The 21,510-nt window shown below is 72.9% G+C and carries 22 protein-coding genes; 14 read left to right on the forward strand and 8 right to left on the reverse strand.

Translation table 11 applies throughout. The annotated features are described in order from the left end of the window. The first annotated feature begins 4 nt into the window (after positions 1–4). Positions 5–1,399, forward strand: coding sequence for a Na+/H+ antiporter NhaA (nhaA, locus tag ACE3QY_RS02425; RefSeq protein ID WP_374454406.1), 1,395 nt, complete (start codon positions 5–7; stop codon positions 1,397–1,399). Here the strand turns inward: nhaA and acs are convergent. From acs to ACE3QY_RS02440, 3 genes are all read right to left on the reverse strand, one after another. After that, positions 1,362–3,290 (reverse strand): acetate--CoA ligase, encoded by a 1,929-nt coding sequence (gene acs / locus ACE3QY_RS02430; protein WP_374454915.1) that lies wholly within the window; start codon positions 3,288–3,290, stop codon positions 1,362–1,364. The genes nhaA and acs overlap by 38 nt on opposite strands. Before the next feature lie 144 nt (positions 3,291–3,434). Further along, positions 3,435–5,066 (reverse strand): cation acetate symporter, encoded by a 1,632-nt coding sequence (locus ACE3QY_RS02435; protein WP_374454407.1) that lies wholly within the window; start codon positions 5,064–5,066, stop codon positions 3,435–3,437. Position 5,067: 1 nt separating this feature from the next. Beyond that, the gene (locus ACE3QY_RS02440; protein ID WP_374454408.1) at positions 5,068–5,436 is read right to left on the reverse strand and encodes a DUF485 domain-containing protein; all 369 of its coding nucleotides are present in this window, start codon (positions 5,434–5,436) and stop codon (positions 5,068–5,070) included. A 219-nt stretch (positions 5,437–5,655) separates the two neighbouring features. Between ACE3QY_RS02440 and ACE3QY_RS02445 the strand changes: the two genes are divergently transcribed. The 7 genes from ACE3QY_RS02445 (at position 5,656) to ACE3QY_RS02475 (ending at position 13,800) form a co-directional block, all read left to right on the forward strand. Continuing rightward, positions 5,656–6,519 carry an MEDS domain-containing protein gene (locus tag ACE3QY_RS02445; protein ID WP_374454409.1) on the forward strand — a complete coding sequence of 288 codons (864 nt, stop codon included), beginning with the start codon at positions 5,656–5,658 and terminating at the stop codon, positions 6,517–6,519. After that, positions 6,516–7,439 (forward strand): anti-sigma factor RsbA family regulatory protein, encoded by a 924-nt coding sequence (locus ACE3QY_RS02450; RefSeq protein ID WP_374454410.1) that lies wholly within the window; start codon positions 6,516–6,518, stop codon positions 7,437–7,439. Before ACE3QY_RS02445 ends, ACE3QY_RS02450 begins: the two co-directional genes overlap by 4 nt. Positions 7,440–7,527: 88 nt before the next feature. Then, positions 7,528–8,997, forward strand: a complete 1,470-nt coding sequence (locus tag ACE3QY_RS02455; RefSeq protein ID WP_374454411.1) for an MFS transporter — start codon at positions 7,528–7,530, stop codon at positions 8,995–8,997. Next, positions 8,997–11,027: a molybdopterin oxidoreductase family protein gene (locus ACE3QY_RS02460; RefSeq protein WP_374454412.1), complete on the forward strand. Its 2,031-nt coding sequence runs from the start codon at positions 8,997–8,999 to the stop codon at positions 11,025–11,027. Before ACE3QY_RS02455 ends, ACE3QY_RS02460 begins: the two co-directional genes overlap by 1 nt. After that, on the forward strand, positions 11,020–12,408 hold the full coding sequence (locus tag ACE3QY_RS02465) for an FAD-dependent oxidoreductase (RefSeq protein WP_374454413.1): 1,389 nt from the start codon (positions 11,020–11,022) through the stop codon (positions 12,406–12,408). Before ACE3QY_RS02460 ends, ACE3QY_RS02465 begins: the two co-directional genes overlap by 8 nt. A 69-nt stretch (positions 12,409–12,477) precedes the next feature. Next, entirely contained in the window at positions 12,478–13,137 is a 660-nt protein-coding gene (locus tag ACE3QY_RS02470; RefSeq protein WP_374454414.1) for a hypothetical protein, read from the forward strand. Between the two features lie 21 nt (positions 13,138–13,158). Further along, on the forward strand, positions 13,159–13,800 hold the full coding sequence (locus tag ACE3QY_RS02475; protein WP_374454415.1) for a hypothetical protein: 642 nt from the start codon (positions 13,159–13,161) through the stop codon (positions 13,798–13,800). Here ACE3QY_RS02475 and ACE3QY_RS02480 read toward each other — a convergent pair. Together ACE3QY_RS02480 and ACE3QY_RS02485 are read right to left on the reverse strand one after the other, a co-directional pair. Beyond that, positions 13,797–14,195, reverse strand: a complete 399-nt coding sequence (locus tag ACE3QY_RS02480; protein WP_374454416.1) for a DUF1304 family protein — start codon at positions 14,193–14,195, stop codon at positions 13,797–13,799. The two genes, ACE3QY_RS02475 and ACE3QY_RS02480, sit on opposite strands and share 4 nt — an antisense overlap. A gap of 4 nt (positions 14,196–14,199) precedes the next feature. Beyond that, positions 14,200–15,285, reverse strand: coding sequence for a methyltransferase (locus ACE3QY_RS02485; RefSeq protein WP_374454417.1), 1,086 nt, complete (start codon positions 15,283–15,285; stop codon positions 14,200–14,202). A gap of 71 nt (positions 15,286–15,356) precedes the next feature. Here ACE3QY_RS02485 and ACE3QY_RS02490 point away from each other — a divergent pair, with 71 nt between their 5' ends. Next, positions 15,357–15,776: a MarR family winged helix-turn-helix transcriptional regulator gene (locus ACE3QY_RS02490; RefSeq protein WP_374454418.1), complete on the forward strand. Its 420-nt coding sequence runs from the start codon at positions 15,357–15,359 to the stop codon at positions 15,774–15,776. 14 nt (positions 15,777–15,790) lie between these two features. Then, entirely contained in the window at positions 15,791–16,204 is a 414-nt protein-coding gene (locus tag ACE3QY_RS02495; protein ID WP_374454419.1) for a VOC family protein, read from the forward strand. On the opposite strand, the gene ACE3QY_RS02500 is transcribed toward ACE3QY_RS02495, so the two are convergent. Together ACE3QY_RS02500 and soxR are read right to left on the reverse strand one after the other, a co-directional pair. Next, positions 16,179–16,604 carry a GNAT family N-acetyltransferase gene (locus tag ACE3QY_RS02500; protein ID WP_374454420.1) on the reverse strand — a complete coding sequence of 142 codons (426 nt, stop codon included), beginning with the start codon at positions 16,602–16,604 and terminating at the stop codon, positions 16,179–16,181. The two genes, ACE3QY_RS02495 and ACE3QY_RS02500, sit on opposite strands and share 26 nt — an antisense overlap. Further along, positions 16,601–17,083, reverse strand: a complete 483-nt coding sequence (gene soxR / locus ACE3QY_RS02505) for a redox-sensitive transcriptional activator SoxR (protein ID WP_374454421.1) — start codon at positions 17,081–17,083, stop codon at positions 16,601–16,603. The genes ACE3QY_RS02500 and soxR overlap by 4 nt, the downstream gene beginning before the upstream one ends. Positions 17,084–17,129: 46 nt before the next feature. Here soxR and ACE3QY_RS02510 point away from each other — a divergent pair, with 46 nt between their 5' ends. The 4 genes from ACE3QY_RS02510 to ACE3QY_RS02525 all read left to right on the forward strand — a co-directional run bounded on the left by ACE3QY_RS02510 (position 17,130) and on the right by ACE3QY_RS02525 (position 20,072). Then, a complete protein-coding gene (locus tag ACE3QY_RS02510; RefSeq protein WP_374454422.1) occupies positions 17,130–17,816 on the forward strand; it encodes an SDR family oxidoreductase in 687 nt (228 codons plus the stop codon). Beyond that, positions 17,813–18,862, forward strand: coding sequence for an S-adenosylmethionine:tRNA ribosyltransferase-isomerase (locus tag ACE3QY_RS02515; protein ID WP_374454423.1), 1,050 nt, complete (start codon positions 17,813–17,815; stop codon positions 18,860–18,862). Before ACE3QY_RS02510 ends, ACE3QY_RS02515 begins: the two co-directional genes overlap by 4 nt. Before the next feature lie 21 nt (positions 18,863–18,883). Beyond that, complete coding sequence (locus tag ACE3QY_RS02520) at positions 18,884–19,303, forward strand: SRPBCC family protein (protein WP_374454424.1); 420 nt, start codon at positions 18,884–18,886, stop codon at positions 19,301–19,303. A gap of 67 nt (positions 19,304–19,370) precedes the next feature. Then, the gene (locus tag ACE3QY_RS02525) at positions 19,371–20,072 is read left to right on the forward strand and encodes a phosphatase PAP2 family protein (RefSeq protein WP_374454425.1); all 702 of its coding nucleotides are present in this window, start codon (positions 19,371–19,373) and stop codon (positions 20,070–20,072) included. On the opposite strand, the gene ACE3QY_RS02530 is transcribed toward ACE3QY_RS02525, so the two are convergent. After that, the gene (locus ACE3QY_RS02530) at positions 20,021–21,478 is read right to left on the reverse strand and encodes a phospholipase D-like domain-containing protein (protein ID WP_374454426.1); all 1,458 of its coding nucleotides are present in this window, start codon (positions 21,476–21,478) and stop codon (positions 20,021–20,023) included. The two genes, ACE3QY_RS02525 and ACE3QY_RS02530, sit on opposite strands and share 52 nt — an antisense overlap. Between the last annotated feature and the right edge of the window lie 32 nt (positions 21,479–21,510).

Genomic DNA, 21,510 nt, shown 5'->3' on the forward strand with positions numbered 1-21,510 from the left:
CCGCATGGCCTCACGCTCCGGCAACCCCCACGACGACCCGAGCACCTCCGACGACCTCTGGGAGAACGGGCCGGTCTACCTCGCCAGCAACAAGCCGCTGGCCCGTCTGGTGGCGCGCCCGGTGCGCGAGTTCCTGCGCGTGGAGTCGGCCGGCTCGGTGCTGCTGCTCGCCGCCGCCGCGCTCGCGCTGGTGTGGGCCAACAGCCCGTGGGCGTCGGCGTACGACTCGTTCTGGCACACGCACCTGGTGCTCGACGTAGGCCCGCTGCACCTCGACGAGTCGCTGCAGCACTGGGTCAACGACGCCCTGATGGTGATCTTCTTCTTCGTGGTCGGCCTGGAGATCAAGTACGAGCTGGTCAACGGCGACCTGCGCGACCCCAGGACCGCCGCCCTGCCGATCGTCGCCGCGGTCGGCGGGATGCTCGTCCCCGCCGGCCTCTACCTGGCGCTCAACCCGCCGGGCAGCGACGGCGGCTCCGGCTGGGGCATCCCGATGGCCACCGACATAGCCTTCGCCGTCGGCGTGCTGGGCATCCTCGGACGCCGGATTCCCTCCGCGGCGCGGCTCTTCCTGCTGACCCTGGCGATCGTCGACGACATCGGCGCGATCCTGGTGATCGCGGTGTTCTACACCGACGACCTGTCACTGGGCTGGCTCGCGCTCGCCCTCGCGCTGCTGGCCGCGATGGTCGTGGCGCGGATGCTGCGGATCTGGACGATCGTCGTCTACGCCGTCCTCGGTGTCGGCGTGTGGTTCGCGCTGCTGGAGTCGGGGGTGCACGCGACCCTGGCGGGCGTCGCGATCGGCCTGCTCGCCCCGGCGGGCCCGCTGCTGCGCGAGGAGGTCGCGCGCGAGCACGCCCGGCAGGCGCTGCGCGACAACGTCCTCGACCCCGACGAGCTGGCCCGGCTGCGGTTCCTGCTCAAGGAGTCGGTCTCGGTGGTGGAGCGCCTGCAGAGCTCCCTGCACCCGGTCTCGGCGTACGTCGTGCTGCCGGTCTTCGCGCTCGCCAACGCCGGGGTCGAGCTCGGCGGCGTCGGCGACGTGCTCACCGAGCCGGTGGGGCTCGGCATCGTGCTGGGCCTGGTGCTCGGCAAGCCCGTGGGCATCCTCGTGGCCTCGGCGATCGCCGTACGCCTGGGGCTCGGGCGGCTGCCCGAGGACACCACGTGGCCGATGCTGCTCGGCCTCGGCGCTGTCGGCGGCATCGGCTTCACCGTGTCGATCTTCATCGCCGGGCTGTCCTTCCCCGGCTCGGACCTGCTGACGGAGGAGGCCAAGGTGGCGATCCTCCTGGCCTCCCTGATCGCCGCGGTCGTCGGCGTCGTACTCCTCCTCGCCGTCACCCGGGCGCGGGTCAGTCCTCCGCCGGGGCCGAGGTCTCCTTCGACTTGATCAGGTCCATGACCGTGGAGTCGGCGAGGGTGGTCACGTCGCCGACCTCGCGGTGCTCGGCGACGTCCTTGAGCAGGCGGCGCATGATCTTGCCGGAGCGGGTCTTGGGCAGCTCGGGCACCACCATGATCTGGCGCGGCTTGGCGATCGCCCCGATCTCCTTGGCCACGTGCTTGCGCAGCTCCTCGACGATGTCCTCGCCGCCGTCGCCCGCGGAGTCACGGAGGATGACGAAGGCGCAGACCGCCTGGCCGGTGGTCTCGTCGGCGGCACCGACCACGGCCGCCTCGGCGACCTTGGGGTGGGAGACGAGCGCGGACTCGATCTCGGTGGTGGAGAGGCGGTGGCCCGACACGTTCATCACGTCGTCGACGCGGCCGAGCAGCCAGATGTCGCCGTCGTCGTCGAGCTTGGCACCGTCACCGGCGAAGTAGAGGCCCTGCCAGCGCGACCAGTAGGTCTCCTTGAACCGCTCGTCGTCGCCCCACAGCGTGCGGAGCATGGCCGGCCACGGCTCCTTGAGCACCAGGTAGCCGCCGTTGCCGTTGCCGACCGAGTGTGCCTCGTCGTCGACCACGTCGGCGGCGATGCCGGGCAGTGCCTTCATCGCCGAGCCGGGCTTGCCGGCGGTGACGCCGGGCAGCGGGCTGATCATGATCTGGCCGGTCTCGGTCTGCCACCAGGTGTCGACGATGGGGCAGCGGTCGCCGCCGATGACCTCGCGGTACCAGACGTAGGCCTCGGGGTTGATCGGCTCGCCGACCGACCCGAGCAGCCGCAGCGACGACATGTCGTAGCCGTCGGGGATCTCACGGCCCTGCTTCATGAAGGTCCGGATCGCGGTGGGGGCGGTGTAGAAGATCGTCACCTTGTAGTCCTGCACGATCTGCCACCAGCGGCCCTTCTCGGGCGTGCCCTCGTACATCACCTGCGTCGCGCCGTTGGCGAGCGGGCCGTAGACCATGTAGCTGTGGCCGGTCACCCAGCCGACGTCGGCGGTGCACCAGTAGACGTCGGTCTCGGGCTTGAGGTCGAAGACCTCCCAGTGCGTGAACGACGTGCCGGTGAGGTAGCCGCCCGTCGTGTGCAGGATGCCCTTCGGCTTGCCCGTCGTGCCGGACGTGTACATGACGTAGAGCGGGTGCTCGGAGTCGTGCATCTCGGGCTCGTGGTCGGCCGAGGCGCCGTCGACGGCGTCGTGCCACCACACGTCGCGGCCCTCGTGCCAGTCGACGTCCTGGCCGGTGCGGCGCACGACGAGCACGTTGCGGACGAGGTCGCCGGTCTTCTCCACGGCCTCGTCGACGGCCGGCTTGAGCGCGCTGGCGGCGCCGCGGCGGTAGCCACCGTCGGAGGTGATGACGACGTGGGCCTCGCAGTCGGTGATGCGCGAGGCGAGGGCGTCGGCGGAGAAGCCGCCGAAGACGACTGTGTGCGGGGCGCCGAGGCGGGCGCAGGCGAGCATCGCGACGACGACCTCGGGGATCATCGGCATGTAGATCGCGACGCGGTCGCCCTTCTTCACGCCGAGCCCGGTCAGCGCGTTGGCGGCCCTCGAGACCTCGTCCTTGAGCTGGGAGTACGTGATGTCGCGGGTGTCGTCCTCGGGCTCACCGACCCAGTGGAGGGCGACCTTGTCGCCGTTGCCGGCCGCGACGTGGCGGTCCACGCAGTTGACCGAGGCGTTCAGGGTGCCGCCGACGAACCACTTGGCGAACGGCGGGTTCGACCAGTCCAGGACCTGGTCCCACTTCTGGCCCCACTCGAGGCGGTCGGCCGCCGCGGCCCAGAAGGCCTCGCGGTCCTCGTCGGCCCGGGCGTACGCCTCCTCCTTGACGTTGGCGTCGGCGGCCAGGTCGGCGGGAGGCTCGAAGCGCCGGTCCTCGTGCATCAGGTTCGACAGGGTCTGCTCGGACAACGTTCTTCTCCTCGTGCGGGGACGCGGACGGGGTGTGGGGTGCGGGGTGAGGCGACCCCCTCGCCGAACCTACTCCGGCTCGGCGAAGGGGTCACCGGTGGTGGTGGGTGTGCTGGGCTAGTGCTGAACGGCCTGCTCGGCGCCCGCCCCGGTGAGGGCACGGACCTCGAGCTCGGTGTAGCGCTCCTCGGCCGCCGGCTCCTTGGACGTGATGGTGCCGAGGTAGCCGAGCAGGAAGCCGAGCGGGATCGACACGATGCCGGGGTTCTCCAGCGGGAACCACGAGATGTCGATGTCGGCCGGCAGCAGGGACAGGTTCTTGCCCGTCGGGTCGAGGCCCTTGCCGGAGACGACCGGGCTGAAGATCACCAGGCCGACGGCGGAGATGAGACCGCCGTAGATGCTCCAGAGCGCACCGCGGGTGTTGAAGCGGCGCCAGAACATGTTGTAGATGATCGCCGGCAGGTTGGCCGAGGCCGCGACCGCGAAGGCCAGCGCGACCAGGAACGCGATGTTGAGCTTCTGCGCCGGGATCGCCAGCAGGATCGCGACCAGGCCGATGACGCCCGCGGCGATCCGGGACACCCGGATCTCCTCGGCCTCGGAGGCCTTGCCGTCCTTGAACACCGAGTTGTAGAGGTCGTGCGCGACCGACACCGACGACGTCAGGGTCAGGCCCGCGACCACCGCGAGGATGGTGGCGAACGCGACCGCGGCGATCAGCGCCAGCAGCACGGCGCCTCCGGTCGAGCCCGGTCCACCTCCGACGGCCTCGGCCAGCAGCGGCGAGGCCAGGTTGCCGCCCGACGCGGCCACCTCGGCGTACGAGTCCTTGTCGAGCAGGGCCGCGGCACCGAAGCCGAGGACCAGCGTGAACAGGTAGAACGCACCGATCAGGCCGATCGCCCAGAGCACCGACTTGCGTGCGTCGCGCGAGGTCGGGGTCGTGTAGAAGCGGATCAGGATGTGTGGCAGGCCGGCCGTGCCGAGCACGAGGGCGATGCCGAGGGAGATGAAGTCGATCTTCGACGTGGTGGACACGCCGTACTTCAGTCCGGGCTCGAGGAACGCCTGGCCCTTGCCGCTGTTGGCGGCGGCCGTGCCGAGCAGGTCGGACAGGTTGAAGCCGAACTTCGCGAGCACCAGCACGACGATGAGCGCGGAGCCCGCCATCAGCAGCACGGCCTTGACGATCTGCACCCAGGTCGTGCCCTTCATGCCGCCGACGGTGACGTAGAAGATCATCAGCGCGCCGACGAAGAAGATCGTCAGGTTCTTGACGCCGTCGCTGGTGACGCCGAGGAGCAGCGCGACGAGCGCGCCGGCGCCGACCATCTGGGCGAGCAGGTAGAAGATGGAGACGACCACCGTGGAGGTCGCCGCCGCGGTGCGCACCGGCTTCTGCCTCATCCGGTAGGCGAGCTGGTCGGCCATCGTGTAGCGGCCGGAGTTGCGGAGCACCTCGGCGACGAGGAGCAGCGCGACCAGCCAGGCGACCAGGAAGCCGATCGAGTAGAGGAAGCCGTCGTAGCCGGACAGCGCGATGGCGCCGGAGATGCCGAGGAACGACGCCGCCGACATGTAGTCGCCGCCGATGGCGAGACCGTTCTGGAAGCCGGAGAAGCTGCGGCCCCCGGCGTAGTGGTCGGCCGCGCCGGAGGAGTTCCGGCTGGCCCAGATGGTGATGCCGACGGTCAGGGCGACGACCCCGAGGAAGAGGGCGGTGGTGAGGATCTGGTGGCCTTCCATGTCAGCGACCTCCGTTGTCGGCACGACCGTCGAGCGTGCGGTGGTAGTCCTCGGTCAGCTGGCGGGCCAGCGGGTCGAGGTTGGCGTTGGAGTAGCGGCTGTAGAGCCACGCGATGAGGAACGTGGTGGCGAACTGCAGGAGCCCGAAGACGAGGGCGACGTTGATGTTGCCGACGACCTTCGCGCTCATGAAGTCGTGGGCGAACATGGACATGAGCACGTAGAGCGCGTACCAGAGCAGGAACGCGGCGCTGGCCGGGATGATGAACTTGCGGTAGCGAGAGCGGAGCTCTGCGAACTCCGGGCGGGCCGACAGCTCGTCGTAGACGGGGTCGTGCCGCGCGGCCTGGTCGTGGGCTTCCTGTGTCACGACGGGTCCTTCCGAGCGGGGGTCACCGGAGTGTGACCGCCGTCACCGTGACACCGGTCACGCGCCGCGGGGGAGGGGGCGACCGCGACGGGTCGGTCGGTGGGACCGGCCGCGCGCCCAGCGGTCGGTTGGGCACGACGAGCGGTCGCCGGTGCCGATCGGGCATAACTCGCGGAGATCTGATGGTCCAGACCGCGCGGACCGACCTAGAGTGACGCCATGATCCACGGGGCGCACCGCTCGGCGGCCGACCTCTGTGCGCTCGAGCCCGGCACGCACCTGTGCGCCCTCGAGCGCGGCGAGCTGCAGCTGGACCGGGTCGCGGCGACCTTCGTGGGCCACGGCCTTGCCGCCGGTGACCAGCTGCTCTACGTCTCTTCGGTCGAGCAGGCCGACGCCCTCGTCGCCGCGCTCCCCGAGCACGTGCACCCGGGCCACGCCCTCGCCACCGGCCAGCTGCGCCTCATCTCGTTCGAGGAGGCCTACGGCACCGGCCGGCCCGACGACCTCGCCACGGTCGCTGCCGGCTTCCGGGCCGCCGCCGCCCAGTCCCGCAAGGACGGCTTCGCCCACCTGCGCGTCGCGGCGCGGATGGACGAGCTGGCCGCCCTCCTCGGCGCGGACGAGGACGTGGTGGCGTGGGAGCGCATGTCGACCGGTCTGCAGCGCGAGATCCAGGTCAGCTCCGTGTGCCTCTACGACGCGAGCCGGATCGACCCCAGGCAGGCGGCCTCGATCGCGCGGGAGCACGACGGCCAGGCGCCGGAGATCGACGTCCCCCCGATCGGCACCTTCCTCGCCACCGACGAGCCCTGGGGCCTGCGGGTCAGCGGCGAGGTCGACGTCTCCAACCGCGACCTGCTCCAGCGGATGGTCCTCTCGCGGGCGGCGGTCACCCCGCGGCTGCGCCTCGACCTCGGCGACGTGACCTTCGCCGACGCCGGCACCGTGGCCCGGCTCCACGCGGTGGCGGCGGAGCTGCCCGACAGCGGCTGGCTGCTGCTCGACCGCGTCCCGTCCGTGGTGCGCCGGATCCTCGACGTCACCGGGATCAGGCACGAGCGGCTGAGGGTGCAGCCATGAGCGCCCCGGCCACGCACGCCACGATGTTCTACGACGGCCCCCGGCAGTACGCCGCCGAGGCTGGGAGCTTCCTCCGCAGCGGGCTCGAGCAGGGGCACCGCGGCCTGGTGATGGCGCCCCCCGACCGCGTGGAGCTGCTGCGCTGCGAGCTCGGCCGCGACGCGGAGGAGGTCACCTTCGTCGACGACTCGGTCGCCTACGCCCCGCAGTGGAACGCCTACCGCGTGCTGCTCGACTTCGCCGCCGAGGCGCCGGACGTGCGCTCGCGCGTGATCGCCGAGCAGTCCCTCGCCTGCCGCGTCCCCGCCGAGCAGGTCGACTACCGCCGGCTGGAGGCGGCCGTCAACGTGGTGTTCGCGGACAGCCCGGTCGACCTGCTGTGCCCCTACGACGCCGGCGCGCTCCCGGCGCACCTGCTCGACATCGCCCACGAGACGCACGACACCGTCCGCGCCGGCGGCGTGGCCGTCTCCAACGGCAGCTTCGGCGACCCGCTGGCGCTGCTCGACGACCTGTCGGCCGCCGTGCACCCGCCGTCCGGTGCGACCACCCTCGACTGCACGTCGCCGGCCGACCTCGCGCTCGCGCGACGGCTCGTCCGCAGCGGCGGTGAGGAGGCCGGCCTCGGGCCGGACGCGGTGCACGACATGGCACTCGCCGTGAGCGAGGTGCTGGCCAACGCGATGCTGCACGGCCGCCCGCCCTCGCTCCTCCACGTCTACGACGAGGACGGCACCTGGGTGTGCCACGTCCAGGACTCCGGCAGCGAGCCGGTGGACCCGCTCACCGGGCTCCTCCCGCCCGCGCAGCCGTCCGACCACGGCTACGGGCTGTGGATCGCACGGCAGCTGTGTGCCGCGGTCGACGTCGGGCACGACCCGACGGGCACGCACGTGCGGCTCCACGCGCGCACGCCGTAGCTGCCTCGTGAGGCCGTGAGGAAGATGTGACGGTCCCGCCACCGCAGCGGCAGGGTGTCCGATACACGCGCTGACGACCATCGTCGGCATGAGCACGCAGACCGCCCCCCGACGCACCCGCCGCTGGATCGACGACTGGCGCTCGGAGGACCCCGACTTCTGGGCGTCGACCGGCCGCACGGTGGCCCGCCGCAACCTGGTGTGGTCGATCTTCGCCGAGCACGTCGGCTTCTCCGTGTGGCTGATCTGGAGCGTCTCGTCCGCGTTCCTGCTGGCCCAGGGGTTCGCGTTCACCCCCCAGCAGCTCTTCCTGCTGGTCGCCCTGCCCAACCTCGTCGGCTCCCTGCTCCGGTTGCCCTACACCTTCGCGGTGCCGCGCTTCGGCGGCCGCAACTGGACGATCGTGAGCGCCGCGATGCTCCTCGTCCCGACGCTGCTCTTCGCGTACGCCGTCCAGGACCCGTCGACGCCCTACTGGGTGTTCTGCCTGATCGCGGCGACGGCCGGCGTGGGCGGCGGCAACTTCGCCTCGTCGATGGCCAACATCAACTTCTTCTACCCCTCGGCCGAGAAGGGTGCGGCGCTCGGGCTCAACGCGGCCGGCGGCAACCTCGGCGTCTCGCTCATCCAGCTGCTGCTCCCGGTGATCGTCGGCGGTGCCGGCGTCTTCGGCCTGGTCAAGGCGTCCGGAAGCGGGATCCACCTCGAGCGGGCGGCGTACGTCTATGCGGGCCTGGCGCTGCTCGCCACCGCCGCGGCCTGGCTGCGGATGGACAACCTCACCACCGTCACGTCCTCGCCGCGTGAGCAGCTGCAGGTCGTGCGGCAGAAGCAGACGTGGCTGCTCTCGGTGCTCTACATCGGCACCTTCGGCTCGTTCATCGGCTACTCCGCCGCGATGCCGCTGCTGATCAAGCTCAACTTCTGGGTGCCCGAGCCGGCACCGCTGGGCACCGGCATCTACTTCGCCTTCTACGCCTTCCTCGGTGCGGGCGTGGGCTCGCTGACGCGTCCCTTCGGCGGCTGGCTGGCCGACCGGCTGGGTGGGGCGCGGGTGACGCTCGGTGCCTTCGCCGCGATGGTCGTCTTCACCCTCGGCGTGCTGTGGACCGTCAGCCGGCTGACGCCCAACCCGGGAGCCGACCCGGCCGTCGCCACCGCCAACGCCGGGTGGTTCCCGCTGTTCCTCGGCTTCTTCCTCTGCATCTTCGCCGCCACCGGCATCGGCAACGGGTCGGTCTACAAGATGATCCCCGCGCTCTGGAAGGCCGAGGCCGAGCGCTCGACGGTGCCGGGCACGACGGCGCGCGCCGCCGCGCTCACCACCGCCACCCGCCAGTCGTCCTCCGCGCTCGGCGTGATCGGTGCCGTCGGTGCCGTGGGTGGCTTCCTGGTCCCGCTGGCCTTCGCCGCCCCGTGGGTGTCCGACCCGCTGGCAGCCACCCGCGCCGCCTTCACCGTCTTCACCGCCTACTACCTCGGCTGCGCGGTCCTGACCTGGGCGCTCTACCTGCGCCGCCCCGTCCGTGCCCACGGGCTGGCCGCCGCGGAGATCTGATGACCCAGGCCCAGACCGAGACCCACTGCCCCTACTGCTCGCTGCAGTGCGGGATGCGGCTGGCCGGACGTCGCACTCCCGAGGTGCAGCCGTGGGAGGAGTTCCCGGTCAACCAGGGCGCGCTCTGCCGCAAGGGCTGGTCGGCCGCCGGCCTCTACGGCTCGCGCGAGCGGCTCACCTCGCCGCTGGTGCGCGACCGGGCGACGGGGGAGTGGTCGGCGGTCTCCTGGGACGACGCCCTCGACCGGGTCGCCGACGGGATCCGCGCGGCCCAGGCGCGTGGCGGTCCGGACGCGGTCGCGGTGTTCGGCGGCGGTGGGCTCACCAACGAGAAGGCGTACTCGCTCGGCAAGCTCGCCCGCGCCGCGCTCGGCACCTCGCAGATCGACTACAACGGCCGCTGGTGCATGTCGTCGGCCGCGTCGGCGGGGATCCGCGCCTTCGGCGTCGACCGCGGACTGCCCTTCCCGCTGGCCGACGTGGAGGAGGCTGACGTGCTGGTGCTGGTCGGCTCCAACCTCGCCGAGACCATGCCGCCCGCCGCGCGCCATCTCGACCGGCTGCGGGAGCGGGGCGGCCGCGTCGTCGTGATCGACCCGCGGCGTACGCCGACCGCGGACCGCGCCGACCTGCACCTGCAGCCCGTGCCGGGCACCGACCTGGCGCTGGCGCTCGGGCTGCTGCACCTGCTGGTCGCCGCGGGTGCGGTCGACGAGGACTACCTCGCCACCCGGACGACCGGCTGGCCGCAGGTCCGGGACTCGGTCGCCTCGTGGTGGCCAGAGCGCGTCGAGCGGGTCACCGGGGTCGAGGCACACGAGCTGCGGGAGCTGGCGGCCTGGCTGGCCGGGTCGCCGCGCGTCATGGTGCTCACCGCGCGCGGTGCCGAGCAGCACTCCACCGGCTCGGACACCGTGCTCGCCTGGATCAACATCGCGCTCGCGCTCGGGATGGTCGGGCGGCGGGGCGCCGGCTACGGCTGCCTGACCGGCCAGGGCAACGGGCAGGGCGGGCGCGAGCACGGGCAGAAGGCGGACCAGCTGCCCGGTTACCGCCGCATCGACGATTCGGCGGCAAGGGCGCACGTGGCCGGCGTGTGGGGGGTCGAGCCCGACTCGCTGCCGGGGCCGGGGCGGTCGGCGTACGAGCTGCTCGACGCGCTCGGCACCGAGGGCGGTCCCTCGGCGATGCTCGTCCTCGGGTCGAACATCGTCGTCAGCGCGCCGCGCGCCACCCACGTCACCGAGCGCCTGGAGGCGCTCGACCTGCTGGTGGTGTGCGACGTGGTGATGTCGGAGACTGCGGCGCTCGCCGACGTCGTGCTGCCGGTGACGCAGTGGGCCGAGGAGACCGGGACGATGACCAACCTCGAGGGCCGTGTCGTGCTGCGCCAGCGCGCGATCACGCCGCCCCGCGGGGTGCGGTCCGACCTCGACGTCATCGCCGGGCTCGCGTCCCGCCTCTCCGACGTCGCCTTCTCGACCGACCCGGAGGAGGTCTTCGCCGAGCTCGGCCGGGCCTCGGCCGGTGGCGCGGCCGACTACTCGGAGATCACCTACGACCGGATCCGCGCGGAGGGCGGCGTCTTCTGGGGCGGTGAGCGGCTCTTCGCGGAGTCCTTCGCCCACCCGGACGGCCGGGCCCGGATGCTCGTGGTCGAGCACCGCGGCGCCGCCGAGCAGCCGTGCGCGGACTACCCCGTGCACCTGACGACCGGGCGGGTGCTCGCGCAGTACCAGTCCGGCGCCCAGACCCGCCGGGTCCGCGCACTGCCCGACGACGGACCCTTCGTCGAGGTGCACCCGCTGCTGGCCGGTCGCCTCGGGGTCGCGTCGGGCGAGCCCCTCCGGGTGTCGACGCGGCGCGGCAGCATGACCGCGCCGGCCCGGGTCGTCACCACCATCCGCCCCGACACGGTCTTCGTCCCCTTCCACTGGGTCGGCGTCAACCGGCTGACCAACGACGCCCTTGACCCCGCCTCCCGGATGCCGGAGTTCAAGGTCTGCGCGGCACAGGTCGCTCATGCCTGAGCGCGTCGTGGTGGTCGGCGGCGGCATGGCCGCGGTGCGCCTGGCTGCGCAGCTCGTCGGCGCCGACGTCGCGCTGACGATCCTCGCCGACGAGGCGCACGCCCCCTACAACCGCATCCTGCTGTCGGCCGTCCTGGAGGGCACGCACCCCGCTTCGGCGCTGACCCTGCGGTCGCCGGAGTGGTACACCGACCACGGCATCGACCTGCGCCTCGGGGCGCGGGTCCTCGAGATCGACCGCGAGGCGCGCGAGGTCGTGCTGGTGGATGGGGAACGGATCGCATGGGACCGGCTCGTCCTGGCCTGCGGATCGATCCCCACGCTGCCGCCGATCCGCGGCCTGGTCCGCCGCGACGGCACCCTCGACCCACGGGTCCACCCGTTCCGCAGCCTCGACGACTGCCGCCGGCTCGACGAGTCCCTCGGCCACGCCCGGCGTGCCGTCGTCGTGGGTGGCGGCCTCCTCGGCCTCCAGGTCGCCCGGGCGCTGGCTGTCCGGGGACTGCTCACCGAGGTCGTCGAGGGAGCCGACCACCTGCTGCACTCCCACCTCGGGCGCCCCGCCGGCCGGGTCCTCGCACGCGACCTGCGCCGCCTCGGCACCGAGGTCTACACCGGCGCGCGCGCCGTGCGGCTGACCGAGGCGGGCCTCGTGCTCGACAACGGCGCCGTGCTGCCGACGGACCTCGTCGTGCTCACCGCGGGTGGCCGGCCGTCGACCGCCCTCGCCCGCCGCGCGGGGCTGATGGTGGGGCGCGGGGTCGTCGTCGACGGCTCGCTGGCCAGCGTCACCGACGACCGGGTCCACGCCATCGGCGACTGCGCGGAGCACCGGCGTCGCACGACCGGCTTCGTGCCACCGGCCTGGGACCAGGCCGAGGTGCTCGCCCGCGTGCTGCGCGGGGAGGAGGCGACGTACGACGGCAGCCGCAGCGTCGCCCGCCTCCGGGCCACCGGCCTCGACGTCGCCGTCCTCGGCGACCCGCGCACGGCCGAGGGGGAGGTGGTCGAGGTGACCAACCCGATCAGCGGGTCGCACCGGCGCCTCGTCGTGCACGGAGGACGGATCGTCGCGGCCGAGCTGGTCGGCGACCTGTCCCGCGTCGGCCTGCTCACCCAGCTCTACGACCGCGGCACGATCCTCGGCCCCGATGAGCCCGGTCAGCTGCTGCTCCCCGAGCCCGCCGACGCACCCGCACCGCTGCCCGACGAGGCCGAGGTGTGCGCGTGCGCGGGCGTGTCGGCCGGCGAGATCCGGGCCTGCGGCTCCGTGGCCGAGTGCGTCGACCGGACCCGCGCGACCACCGGCTGCGGCGGCTGCGCCCACGTCGTACGACGACTCGTGGAGGAGCGCAGCGCGAAGCCGGTCGCTGTCGGCTGACCCGGTTGCGCGCGGGGGCCTCAGGTCGAGACGCTGTCGGCCGATGGGAGGCGGCAGAAGGAGGTCGAGATGCAGCTGCACGCGGTGGTCGTCCCGCCGGCTGCCAACGCACTGGCGGCGCTCGAGGCGGCCCAGGAGCTCGCCCCGCCGCCCGTGGTCGTGGACGAGCCGAAGCCGGGTCTGCTCGACCGGCTGCGTGGCCGGCGCGAGCCCGAGCCGGTCGAGGAGGCGCCGGTGGTCACCCTGGTGCCGGAGCCGCCCGAGGCCGTCCGCGTGCGGCTGGCCAAGTTCGGCAACGTGACCACGAACGATGCCGGAGCCCTCGCCGCAGCGCTCGAGGCCGAGGCCGGCGCCTGGCGGGTGCCCGTGGTCTACGTCGCAGCGCTCGCGGTCGGCGCGGAGCACCCCTTCGAGGTCACGGCCAGGCTCGAGGGCGACGTCGACAGCCTGCGCGACCTCTACCGCAACGTCAACGAGGTCGCCCAGTCCGAGCGCTTCTTCCTCGACCGGCGCGGCTTCCGCAGCGAGATGGTGCTCGGCACGCTCCGCGTGGACGACGGGTCGCCGCCTCCGCTGGCCGGGGTCGAGGTCCCGTTCCGGGGCGCGTACTGGTCGCCGTCCCACGTCTCGCTCCTCCGTGCGTCCTATGGTGCCGGCGGGACGACGTTCGCGGAGTACGCGCGGATCGACCTGGCGGACGGCGCCGAGGAACCGGTCGCCCTCGGCTGACCGCGGGCCCTACGGTGAGCCATGGCCCGCCACCTGCCGCTGCCCCCGCCGAGACCCGTGGTGCACCCGCTGCGCACGTCGGACCCCGCCCGCAGCACGGTCCACCGGCTGTCCCACCACCGGATGCGGGTCACCATCGACCACGAGCCGCTCGCCGGTGTCACACCGGCGATGCTGCTCTGGTGGTTCCGCCACATCGGTGACTCCCTCACCTACGCGGGCCAGCAGATGTCCGGCTACCTCGCCTGGCACCCGCTCGACCACATCCGGTGGGAGCTCGCCCGGCCGGCGCCCGGCGGTGGCGCCGGGGAGGGGGCGCGCTACCGCATCGTCGAGGCCTTCGGTCGACGCGACGACTTCTACGTCGACTCGGTCGAGCGGGTGGAGAAGCTGGACGAGACCGGCATCCGGCTGGTGCGCCGGATCGCGGGGATCCAGGTCTTCCAGCTCGAGCACACCTGGTCGGCCGGTCGTGAGGGCACCCACTACGTCAGCGTGATGGACCTCGGCTCCGGGTCGCCCCTGATGGCGCCGGTCAACCGCCACCTGACCTCTCGCGTCTTCCCGGAGGCCATGGCGCGGGCGTGGGTGGTGCACAACGTCGAGGAGGTCGGCGTCCTCGAGCACCTGCTACCCGGCCTCGTGCCGGCCGAGGGCGGCTAGACCGCGATGGCCACCAGCGCGACCGCGGGCAGCACCGACGACGCGAGGGTGCCGCGGACGCTGCCGCCGCGCGGCAGCCAGAAGCCGAGGAGGTCGGCGACGCCCATGAAGAGCGACGCCAGCAGCATGTAGACGCAGCAGACCACGACCACCGTCGTGCCCGTGTCGGCGTCACCGCGGTTGACCATCCAGAGCCCGACGAGCGTGCCGACCCCGGCGAGCGCGTTGCGGGCCCCGATGCAGAACGACCACAGGTGGACGTTGGCAATGCCGTGCGGCTCGATCCCGAGGAAGCGCTGCACCCACGGACGGTCGATGAGGAACGCCTCGAACGGGAAGACCGCGATCAGGACGACGGCGGACAGGCCGGCGGCGAGCTGGGCGAGGGTGTCCACGACCTCACCTCCCCGGCCTGGCCTCGACCAGCGAGATGGTCGAGACCGTCGGCACGACCCGGGTCATCCGGAAGCCCGAGCGGTCGAGGAGCGTGGCCATCTCGCGCTCGGTCCGCTCGCGGCCGCCGACGAAGACGAGCATGTCGAGGTCGAGTGTCTTGGCGAAGTGCGGCTCTTTGCCCGGGGGCACGACGCTCTCCATGAGCAGCAGCGTCGCGGTGCCGGGCATGTGCCGCCGGAGGGTGGCGAGGATCGCGGACGCCTGCTCGTCGTCGAAGTCGTGCACCACCCGCCGCAGCACGTAGAGGTCCCCGTCGTCGGGCGCCGTCTCCAGGAACGACCCGGGCTCGAGGCGGCACCGCGCGAGGACCCCGGCCTCGCGCAGGTGCGCCTCGGCTCCCTCGATGACGGACGCGCGCTCGAGCAGCACGCCCTTGGCCGCCGGCGCCGCCTCCAGCATGCGCGCGAGCAGGTGGCCGTGCCCGCCGCCGACGTCGACGATCGTGGCGAACGGCGTGAAGTCGTAGGCCGCCTCGACGGTCGGCCAGTCCAGGTCGGACAGCCGGGTCATCGCGTCGTTGAACGTCGCCGCGAAGTCGGCGTCGCGGTCGACGTGCTCCCACATCGGCACGCCCAGCGCGGCCTCCGCGCCGGGGCTGCCGGTCGTCACCGCGTCGGGCAGCCGCCCCCAGACCGCCTGGTAGGCCGGGTCGCCGACCATCAGCACGACCGGCCGCATCGAGTCCTCCGTGTCCGAGCGCAGGGTCGCGCCCAGCGGGGTGAGCGAGAAGCGGCCGTGGTCGTCCTCGCGGAGCAGGCCGGTCGCCGCGGCCGCGCGGAGCAGCCGGTACGTCGCGTCGGGGTTGGTGCCGAGCTCGCCGGCCACCTCGGCAGCCGGGCGGGCCCGGGGCGCGAGCACGTCGGCGATCCCGAGCCGTGCGACGGCGTACGTGATGTGGGTCGCCATGAACCCCGACGCCAGCTCGAGGACGCCGACCTCGGGCGGCACCATCCGGCGCGTCAGCGACTGGAGCGCGGTCCGGACGCTGGTCGCGGCACGGACCACGCGGACGGGTGGGATCTTCGCCATGGTGTGCCCCTATGATGGTCAGGAATGCTGACCATATTGGTCAGTGAGGCTGACCAATGTCAAGGGGTGCGATGGACCTCGCCACGCTCATGTTCGTCTCCTACCGTGCGATGGACGAGCGCGTCATGGCCGCCATGCGCGCGGCGGGCTACGACGTCACTGCAGCGCAGTCGCGCCTCGCCCAGCGGATCGACGACGAGGGGTGCCGGCTGACCGACCTGGCCGAGCGCGCGCAGGTCACCAAGCAGACCGCGAGCCTGCTCGTCGCGGCCCTCGAGGAGCAGGGACTGGTCGAACGCGTCCCCGACCCGGCCGACGGGCGCGCCCGGCTGATCCGCTTCACCGAGCGCGGCCGCGCCGCGGCCCAGGAGGCGATGCACGTCGTGATCGGCGTGGAGCAGGAGTGGGCGGACCACCTCGGACCCCGGCTCACCGGACAGCTGCGCGCCGCGCTGACGAAGCTGCGCGAGGTGACCGACCCCTACGCCTGAGCGAGGATCGGTCCATGACCGATGTCCACCTCGATGTCCACGAGCTCCGGATCACCCTCACCGTCGACGACTTCGACGCCGCCGTACGCCTCTACCGCGATGCGCTCGGCCTGCCCGAGGTGGCCGACTGGAGCAGCGAGCAGGGCCGGGTGCTGCTGCTCGACGCGGGCCGGGCCACGCTCGAGCTCTTCGACGAGGCGCAGGCCGCGATGGTCGACGACCTCGAGGTCGGCCGCCGGGTGTCGGGGAAGGTGCGGTTCGCGCTCCAGGTGCCCGACGCGGACGCCGCCGCGGCGTCGCTCGTCGGTGCCGGGGCCACGCCCGTCGCGGACGCCGTCGACACCCCGTGGGGCGACCGCAACGCCCGCGTCGCCGCTCCGGACGGGATGCAGCTGACGCTGTTCAGCCTCGGTCCGGAGGCGTCCTGATCATCCACATCGTCGGGTCCGGGAGCGGCGTGAAGCCGAAGCCGGTGTAGACCTCGTGGGCGTCCCGGGTCGCCAGGAGCGTCCGCCGGACGCCGAGCGCGTCGAGGCGCTCCGCGGCGGCCGCCACGAGGCGCGTGCCGAGGCCCTTCCCGCGGTGGTCGCGGTCGACGTACACGTCGCAGAGCCAGGCGAAGTTCGCGCGGTCGGTGACGACGCGGGCGTACGCCACCTGCCTCCCGTCGCGCGCGAACGCGCCGAAGTTCAGCGAGTGCTCGGCCGCGGTCCCGACGGCCTCGCGGGAGCGGCCCATCGACCAGTATGCGTCGGTGCTGAGCCACCGGTGGACCAGGTCGAGGTCCATGTCGGCGAGGTCGGTGCGGATCTGGTGGTCGTCGCTCATGCCGAGGATCCTCGCTTGGTCGGGTGCGGCTTGCGCAGGGTGTCGGGCAGCAGCTGGGCGCCGGGGCCGCGGGAGGCGGCCCAGTCGCCGGCGTTGGAGAAGGCGCACGACCGCAGGCTCAGGCACCCGCAGCCGATGCAGCTGTCGAGGCCGCCCTTGAGCCGCTCCAGGGCGGCGATCTGCTCGTCGAGCCGCCGCCGCCAGTGCTGGGAGATGCGGTGCCAGTCCGCCTTGGTCGGCGTGCGGTTGCCGGGCAGCCGCGCCAGCTCGTCGCGGATCTCCTCGATGGTGAGGCCGACGTTGGCCGCGGCCCGGATGAAGGCGAGCCGACGGAGCACGTTGCGCTCGAAACGGCGCTGGCCACCGCCGGATCGGTGCGCCTCGATCAGGCCCTCGGCCTCGTAGTAGCGGATCGCCGACGCTGCGAAGCCACTCCGCCGCGAGATCTCGCCCATCGGCAGCAGATCACGTGAATCCATGCACACCCCTTGAACTCAAGTTCACTTGAACTTGAACCATGATGTCATGACATCGAAAAGGACGACACGGGTGGCGCTGGTCACCGGAGGATCTGCTGGGCTGGGCCGCGCCCTGGCCCGGGCGCTGGCGGCCGACGGGTGGGACGTGGTGACCGACGGGCGGAGCGCGGAGAAGTTCAAGGAGGCCGACCTGCCGGCGGGGGTGGCCGTCGTGGTGGGTGACCTCACCGACGCGGAGCACCGGGACCGGCTCGTGGCCGAGGTCGCCGGGCGCGGCCGCCTCGACCTGCTGGTCCACAACGCCAGCACGCTGGGGCCGCTGCCGATGCGCCCGCTCGCCGAGGTCGACATCCCCGACCTGGCGCACGTGTGGCGCACCAACGTCGGCGGGCCGCTGGTGCTCACCTCGGCCCTGCTGCCCTGGCTCCGCGAAGCCAGCGGCGTGCTCCTCTCGATCAGCTCCGACGCCGCGGTGAACCACTACGAGACCTGGGGCCTCTACGGCGCCAGCAAGGCCGCGCTCGACCACGTCACGCTGACGTACGCCGCCGAGTCCGGGCTCACCGGCTACGCCGTCGACCCGGGCGACATGCGCACGGCGATGCACCAGGACGCGTTCCCCGGCGAGGACATCTCGGACCGGCCCCTCCCGGAGAGCGTCGTACCGCGGCTGCTCGGCCTCCTGGCCGACCGCCCTGCCTCGGGCCGCTACCGGGCGGAGGACCTCGGATGACGACCCTCGACGAGACGCCACGCACCCACTTCGCCGCGTCGACCTTCGCGCCGCAGCCCGCCGAGGAGCGCGGGGTGGCGCGCGACGAGGTGCGGCTGCTGGTCGGCACGCCCGACGGCATCGACCACGTCCGCTTCCGTGACCTGCCGGACCACCTGCACCCCGGCGACGTGCTGGTGGTGAACACCTCGGCCACGGTCAACGGCGAGGTCGACGCGACGGTCGACGGCGGGCCGGTCGTGCTGCACGTCGCCCACCACCTCGAGGACGGCGACCGGGTGGTCGAGCTCCGGACGGCGCCGGACGCCGCCCGCGCGGTCCTCGACGCCGCTGTGGGGACCGTCGTGGTCGTGGGAGACGTCCGCCTGGTGCTGCGCGAGCCGTGGCCGGGGGCTCCGTCATCCCCGACCGGGCAGGGGAACCGTCTCTGGCGGGCCTCGGTCAGGGGCGACCTGGACCGCCAGCTGGACTGGAACGGGCGGCCGATCGCCTACGGCTACCTCGACCACCGCTACCCGCTGTCGGCCTACCAGACCGTCTTCGGCACCCGGCCGGGCAGCGCGGAGATGGCGTCCGCGGGACGGCCGTTCACCCATGCCCTCGTCACCCACCTGGTGACGGCGGGCATCCACTTCGCGCCGGTCACGCTGCACACCGGCGTCTCCTCGCAGGAGGCCGGCGAGGCGCCGGGGCCGGAGTGGTTCGAGGTGCCGCCGACCAGCGCGCGGGTCATCAACGGCGCACGCGAGAGCGGCGGTCGCGTCATCGCGGTCGGCACCACCGCCACCCGCGCGGTCGAGTCGACCGTGCGGGGCCGGCACGTGGTCGCCGGCCGCGGCTGGACCGACCGGGTGATCACGCCAGGCGACCCGCCGCACGTGGTCGACGGCCTCATCACCGGCTGGCACGACCCGATGGCCTCGCACCTCCTCCTCGTCGAGGCGGTCGCCGGTCGCGGCCTGACGCAGGCGGCGTACGACGCGGCTGTCGCGGAGGGCTACCTCTGGCACGAGTTCGGCGACTCGGCACTGCTGCTGCGGCGCTGACCGCGCGCCTAGACTCCCGTCATGCCGGGTCTCCAGCAGTCCGTCACCATCGCCGCCCCGCCCGAGCGCGTCTGGGAGGTGCTCGTCGACCTCGAGCGCTGGCCCGAGCGGATCCCGACGGTGGACTCGGTCGAGCGGCTCGACACCGGCCCGCTCGCCGTCGGCTCGCGCACCCGGCTGCGCCAGCCCAAGCTGCCGGAGGCGGTGTGGACGGTCACCGAGCTCCACGAGGGCCGCTCGTTCACGTGGGCCTCGACGTCACCGGGTGTGGCGATCGCCGCCAGCCACGTCGTCGAGCCCCACGCCGACGGCAGCCGGCTGACGCTCGCCATCGACATCACCGGACTGCTCGCCCCGGTCGGGTGGCTGATGACCAAGAAGCTCTCCCAGCAGTACGTCACCACCGAGGCGGCGTCGATGAAGGCGGCCGCCGAGGGCTGAGGAGCGCGCTCCGCGAAATGTCCTTGGGGGTGGACGACGAAGCGGCGCCGTGCGGCAGTCTCTGCCCGTGAGCACGTCGACCGACCACCGCACGACCGCGCGCGTCCTCGCGACGGTGTGGGCCGCCCTCGTGCTGGGCGTCCTCGCCCTCGGCTGGCTGATCACGCATCCGCTCGAGACGACCGTGGACCCGTGGGACGACCGCGTCGAGCGCAGCATCGCGGCCGAGCGCACCGCCGACCTCGACGTCGCGGCCGCGATCGGCAGCGGCGTCGCGGACACGATCGTCGGCGTCGGGCTGGCCGTGGTGGTCGCCGGCCTGGCTGCCTGGCGGCTGCGCTCGTGGCGCCCGGTCGTCTACTTCGCCACGCTGGTCGGCGGCTACCTCGCCCTCTACGCCATCGTCACCCACCTGGTCACGCGCGACCGGCCGCCAGTCGAGATCCTCGACCCCGGCCTGATCCCCGACCACAGCTTCCCCTCGGGCCATGTGGCCACCTCGATCGTGGTCTACGGCGGTATCGCGCTCTGGGTCGCCGCCGCCGCGCCGCGCTGGCGCCGGTGGACGTGGCCGCTCTTCCTCCTCCCGCTCGTCGTCGCCCCCTCCCGCCTCTACCAGGGCGCGCACCACCCGACCGACGTGCTCACCAGCTTCGTCTTCGCGAGCATCTGGCTCGTCGTGGTCTCGCGGGTCCTGCTGCCCCGCGACGCGGAGCCTCAGAAGTCGGAGGTGCCCCGCATCGAGCGGGGTCTCCCGTCGGGGTCGTAGAGCAGCCGGTAGGCCCGCTTCGCCCACGCCGTCGTACGACGTGGGAGCACGGGGGGCTCGTGGAGGCCGATGCGGCTGCCGGGTGCCCCGAGCCGTGAGGTCCACAGGGCCATCGGGTCGTCGGCGTACGCCAGCCGCTCGTCGTCGTCCGGAAGACCGAGGTGCTCGGCCCAGAGCTGCGTCCGCAGCCGACCCGGCAGCTCGCCGTCGGGGTCGACGATCGCGCAGGTCAGCTCGGAGTCGTGGGTCCACGAGCGGAGGTTGAGGTTGTCGGAGCCGATGGTCATCCACTCGTCGTCGACGATGCACACCTTGGCGTGGACGTAGATCGGCGTGCCCGCGTCGTTCTCGAGGTCGAACATCGCGAACCTCTCACCGCCCGCCTCGCGCAGGCGCTCCCACGCGACCCGCTGCCCGTAGTGGGCCGGCGGGCCGCCGAACCTGCCCTCGTCCTCGCTGAAGCGCGGGACGACCGCGATGACCTGCAGCTCGGGCTCGCGGCGCAGCGCGTCGGACAGCGTCGTGGCCACCACGTCGGACCAGAAGTACTGGTCCTCGACATAGACCATCCGGCGAGCGCGCTGGAAGGCCCGGGAGTAGGCCCGGGCGATCGACCGCTCGCCGTCGGGCGCGAAGGGGTAGCGCGGGCGCTTCGAGGGGTAGGTGCGCAGGACCTGCACCTGGTGCCGACCGGCCTCCGGTGGCGGGTCCCACCGCTCCGGCAGCTGCTCGGGGTGGCGCGGCATCCGCACGACCCGGTGCGCGACCGCGCGGTAGGGGTTGCGGTGGTCGAGCGGCGTGCGGTCGTCCCACCGCTCGGTGAAGGTGTCGAGGACGTGCGCGACCGCCGGGCCACGGATCTCCGCCATCGCGTCGTGCCACGGCGGGGCGTCGCCGTACCTGTCGTCGAGCGGAGCCGCCTGCGGGTCGCCGCCGTGCTCCGCGTCGTCGCGGCGGCTGTAGCAGAGGTCGATGCCGCCGACGAAGGCCACGTCCTCCTCGGGACGGCCCTTGCGGCGCACGACGAAGAGCTTCTGGTGGTGCGAGCCGCCCCACTTGACCCGTTCGTCGAGCAGCGCCTCGCCGCCGCACTCGTTGATGATCCGGCCGAGGTGGCCGTTCTCCTCGCCGTTGAGCTGACCGGGGTGCGAGCGCCACATGAGGGCGCGCACCTCGACGTCGCGCGCGGCCGCCTGCCGGAGCAGCTCCGCGACCGTGGGGCCGTCCTCGGTCAACCGCTCGTCGGAGTCGCCCCGCCAGTCGGTGAAGTAGATGCGGTCGCCCGCCTCCGTGGCCTCGACGAGCTCGACGAGCCGGGCGAAGTAGCCGGCGCCGTGCACGCGGGGGACCACCAGGTTGCCGGAGGTCCACGGACGCTCCGACTCGGGCAGGAACCACTCGCTCACGTCCTCAGTGTGAGGTCGTGCCGCCCAGTTTT

The sequence above is a fragment of the Nocardioides sp. genome (assembly GCF_041913365.1).
In the GTDB taxonomy this organism is placed as follows: domain Bacteria; phylum Actinomycetota; class Actinomycetes; order Propionibacteriales; family Nocardioidaceae; genus Nocardioides.

Coding starts and splice junctions, on each gene's coding strand:
- nhaA (WP_374454406.1), top strand. CDS start 5: ATGGCCTCACGCTCCGGCAACCCCCACGACGACCCGAGCACCTCCGAC.
- acs (WP_374454915.1), bottom strand. CDS start 3,290: ATGCACGAGGACCGGCGCTTCGAGCCTCCCGCCGACCTGGCCGCCGAC.
- ACE3QY_RS02435 (WP_374454407.1), bottom strand. CDS start 5,066: ATGGAAGGCCACCAGATCCTCACCACCGCCCTCTTCCTCGGGGTCGTC.
- ACE3QY_RS02445 (WP_374454409.1), top strand. CDS start 5,656: ATGATCCACGGGGCGCACCGCTCGGCGGCCGACCTCTGTGCGCTCGAG.
- ACE3QY_RS02450 (WP_374454410.1), top strand. CDS start 6,516: ATGAGCGCCCCGGCCACGCACGCCACGATGTTCTACGACGGCCCCCGG.
- ACE3QY_RS02455 (WP_374454411.1), top strand. CDS start 7,528: ATGAGCACGCAGACCGCCCCCCGACGCACCCGCCGCTGGATCGACGAC.
- ACE3QY_RS02460 (WP_374454412.1), top strand. CDS start 8,997: ATGACCCAGGCCCAGACCGAGACCCACTGCCCCTACTGCTCGCTGCAG.
- ACE3QY_RS02465 (WP_374454413.1), top strand. CDS start 11,020: ATGCCTGAGCGCGTCGTGGTGGTCGGCGGCGGCATGGCCGCGGTGCGC.
- ACE3QY_RS02470 (WP_374454414.1), top strand. CDS start 12,478: ATGCAGCTGCACGCGGTGGTCGTCCCGCCGGCTGCCAACGCACTGGCG.
- ACE3QY_RS02475 (WP_374454415.1), top strand. CDS start 13,159: ATGGCCCGCCACCTGCCGCTGCCCCCGCCGAGACCCGTGGTGCACCCG.
- ACE3QY_RS02485 (WP_374454417.1), bottom strand. CDS start 15,285: ATGGCGAAGATCCCACCCGTCCGCGTGGTCCGTGCCGCGACCAGCGTC.
- ACE3QY_RS02490 (WP_374454418.1), top strand. CDS start 15,357: ATGGACCTCGCCACGCTCATGTTCGTCTCCTACCGTGCGATGGACGAG.
- ACE3QY_RS02495 (WP_374454419.1), top strand. CDS start 15,791: ATGACCGATGTCCACCTCGATGTCCACGAGCTCCGGATCACCCTCACC.
- ACE3QY_RS02500 (WP_374454420.1), bottom strand. CDS start 16,604: ATGAGCGACGACCACCAGATCCGCACCGACCTCGCCGACATGGACCTC.
- soxR (WP_374454421.1), bottom strand. CDS start 17,083: ATGGATTCACGTGATCTGCTGCCGATGGGCGAGATCTCGCGGCGGAGT.
- ACE3QY_RS02510 (WP_374454422.1), top strand. CDS start 17,130: ATGACATCGAAAAGGACGACACGGGTGGCGCTGGTCACCGGAGGATCT.
- ACE3QY_RS02515 (WP_374454423.1), top strand. CDS start 17,813: ATGACGACCCTCGACGAGACGCCACGCACCCACTTCGCCGCGTCGACC.
- ACE3QY_RS02520 (WP_374454424.1), top strand. CDS start 18,884: ATGCCGGGTCTCCAGCAGTCCGTCACCATCGCCGCCCCGCCCGAGCGC.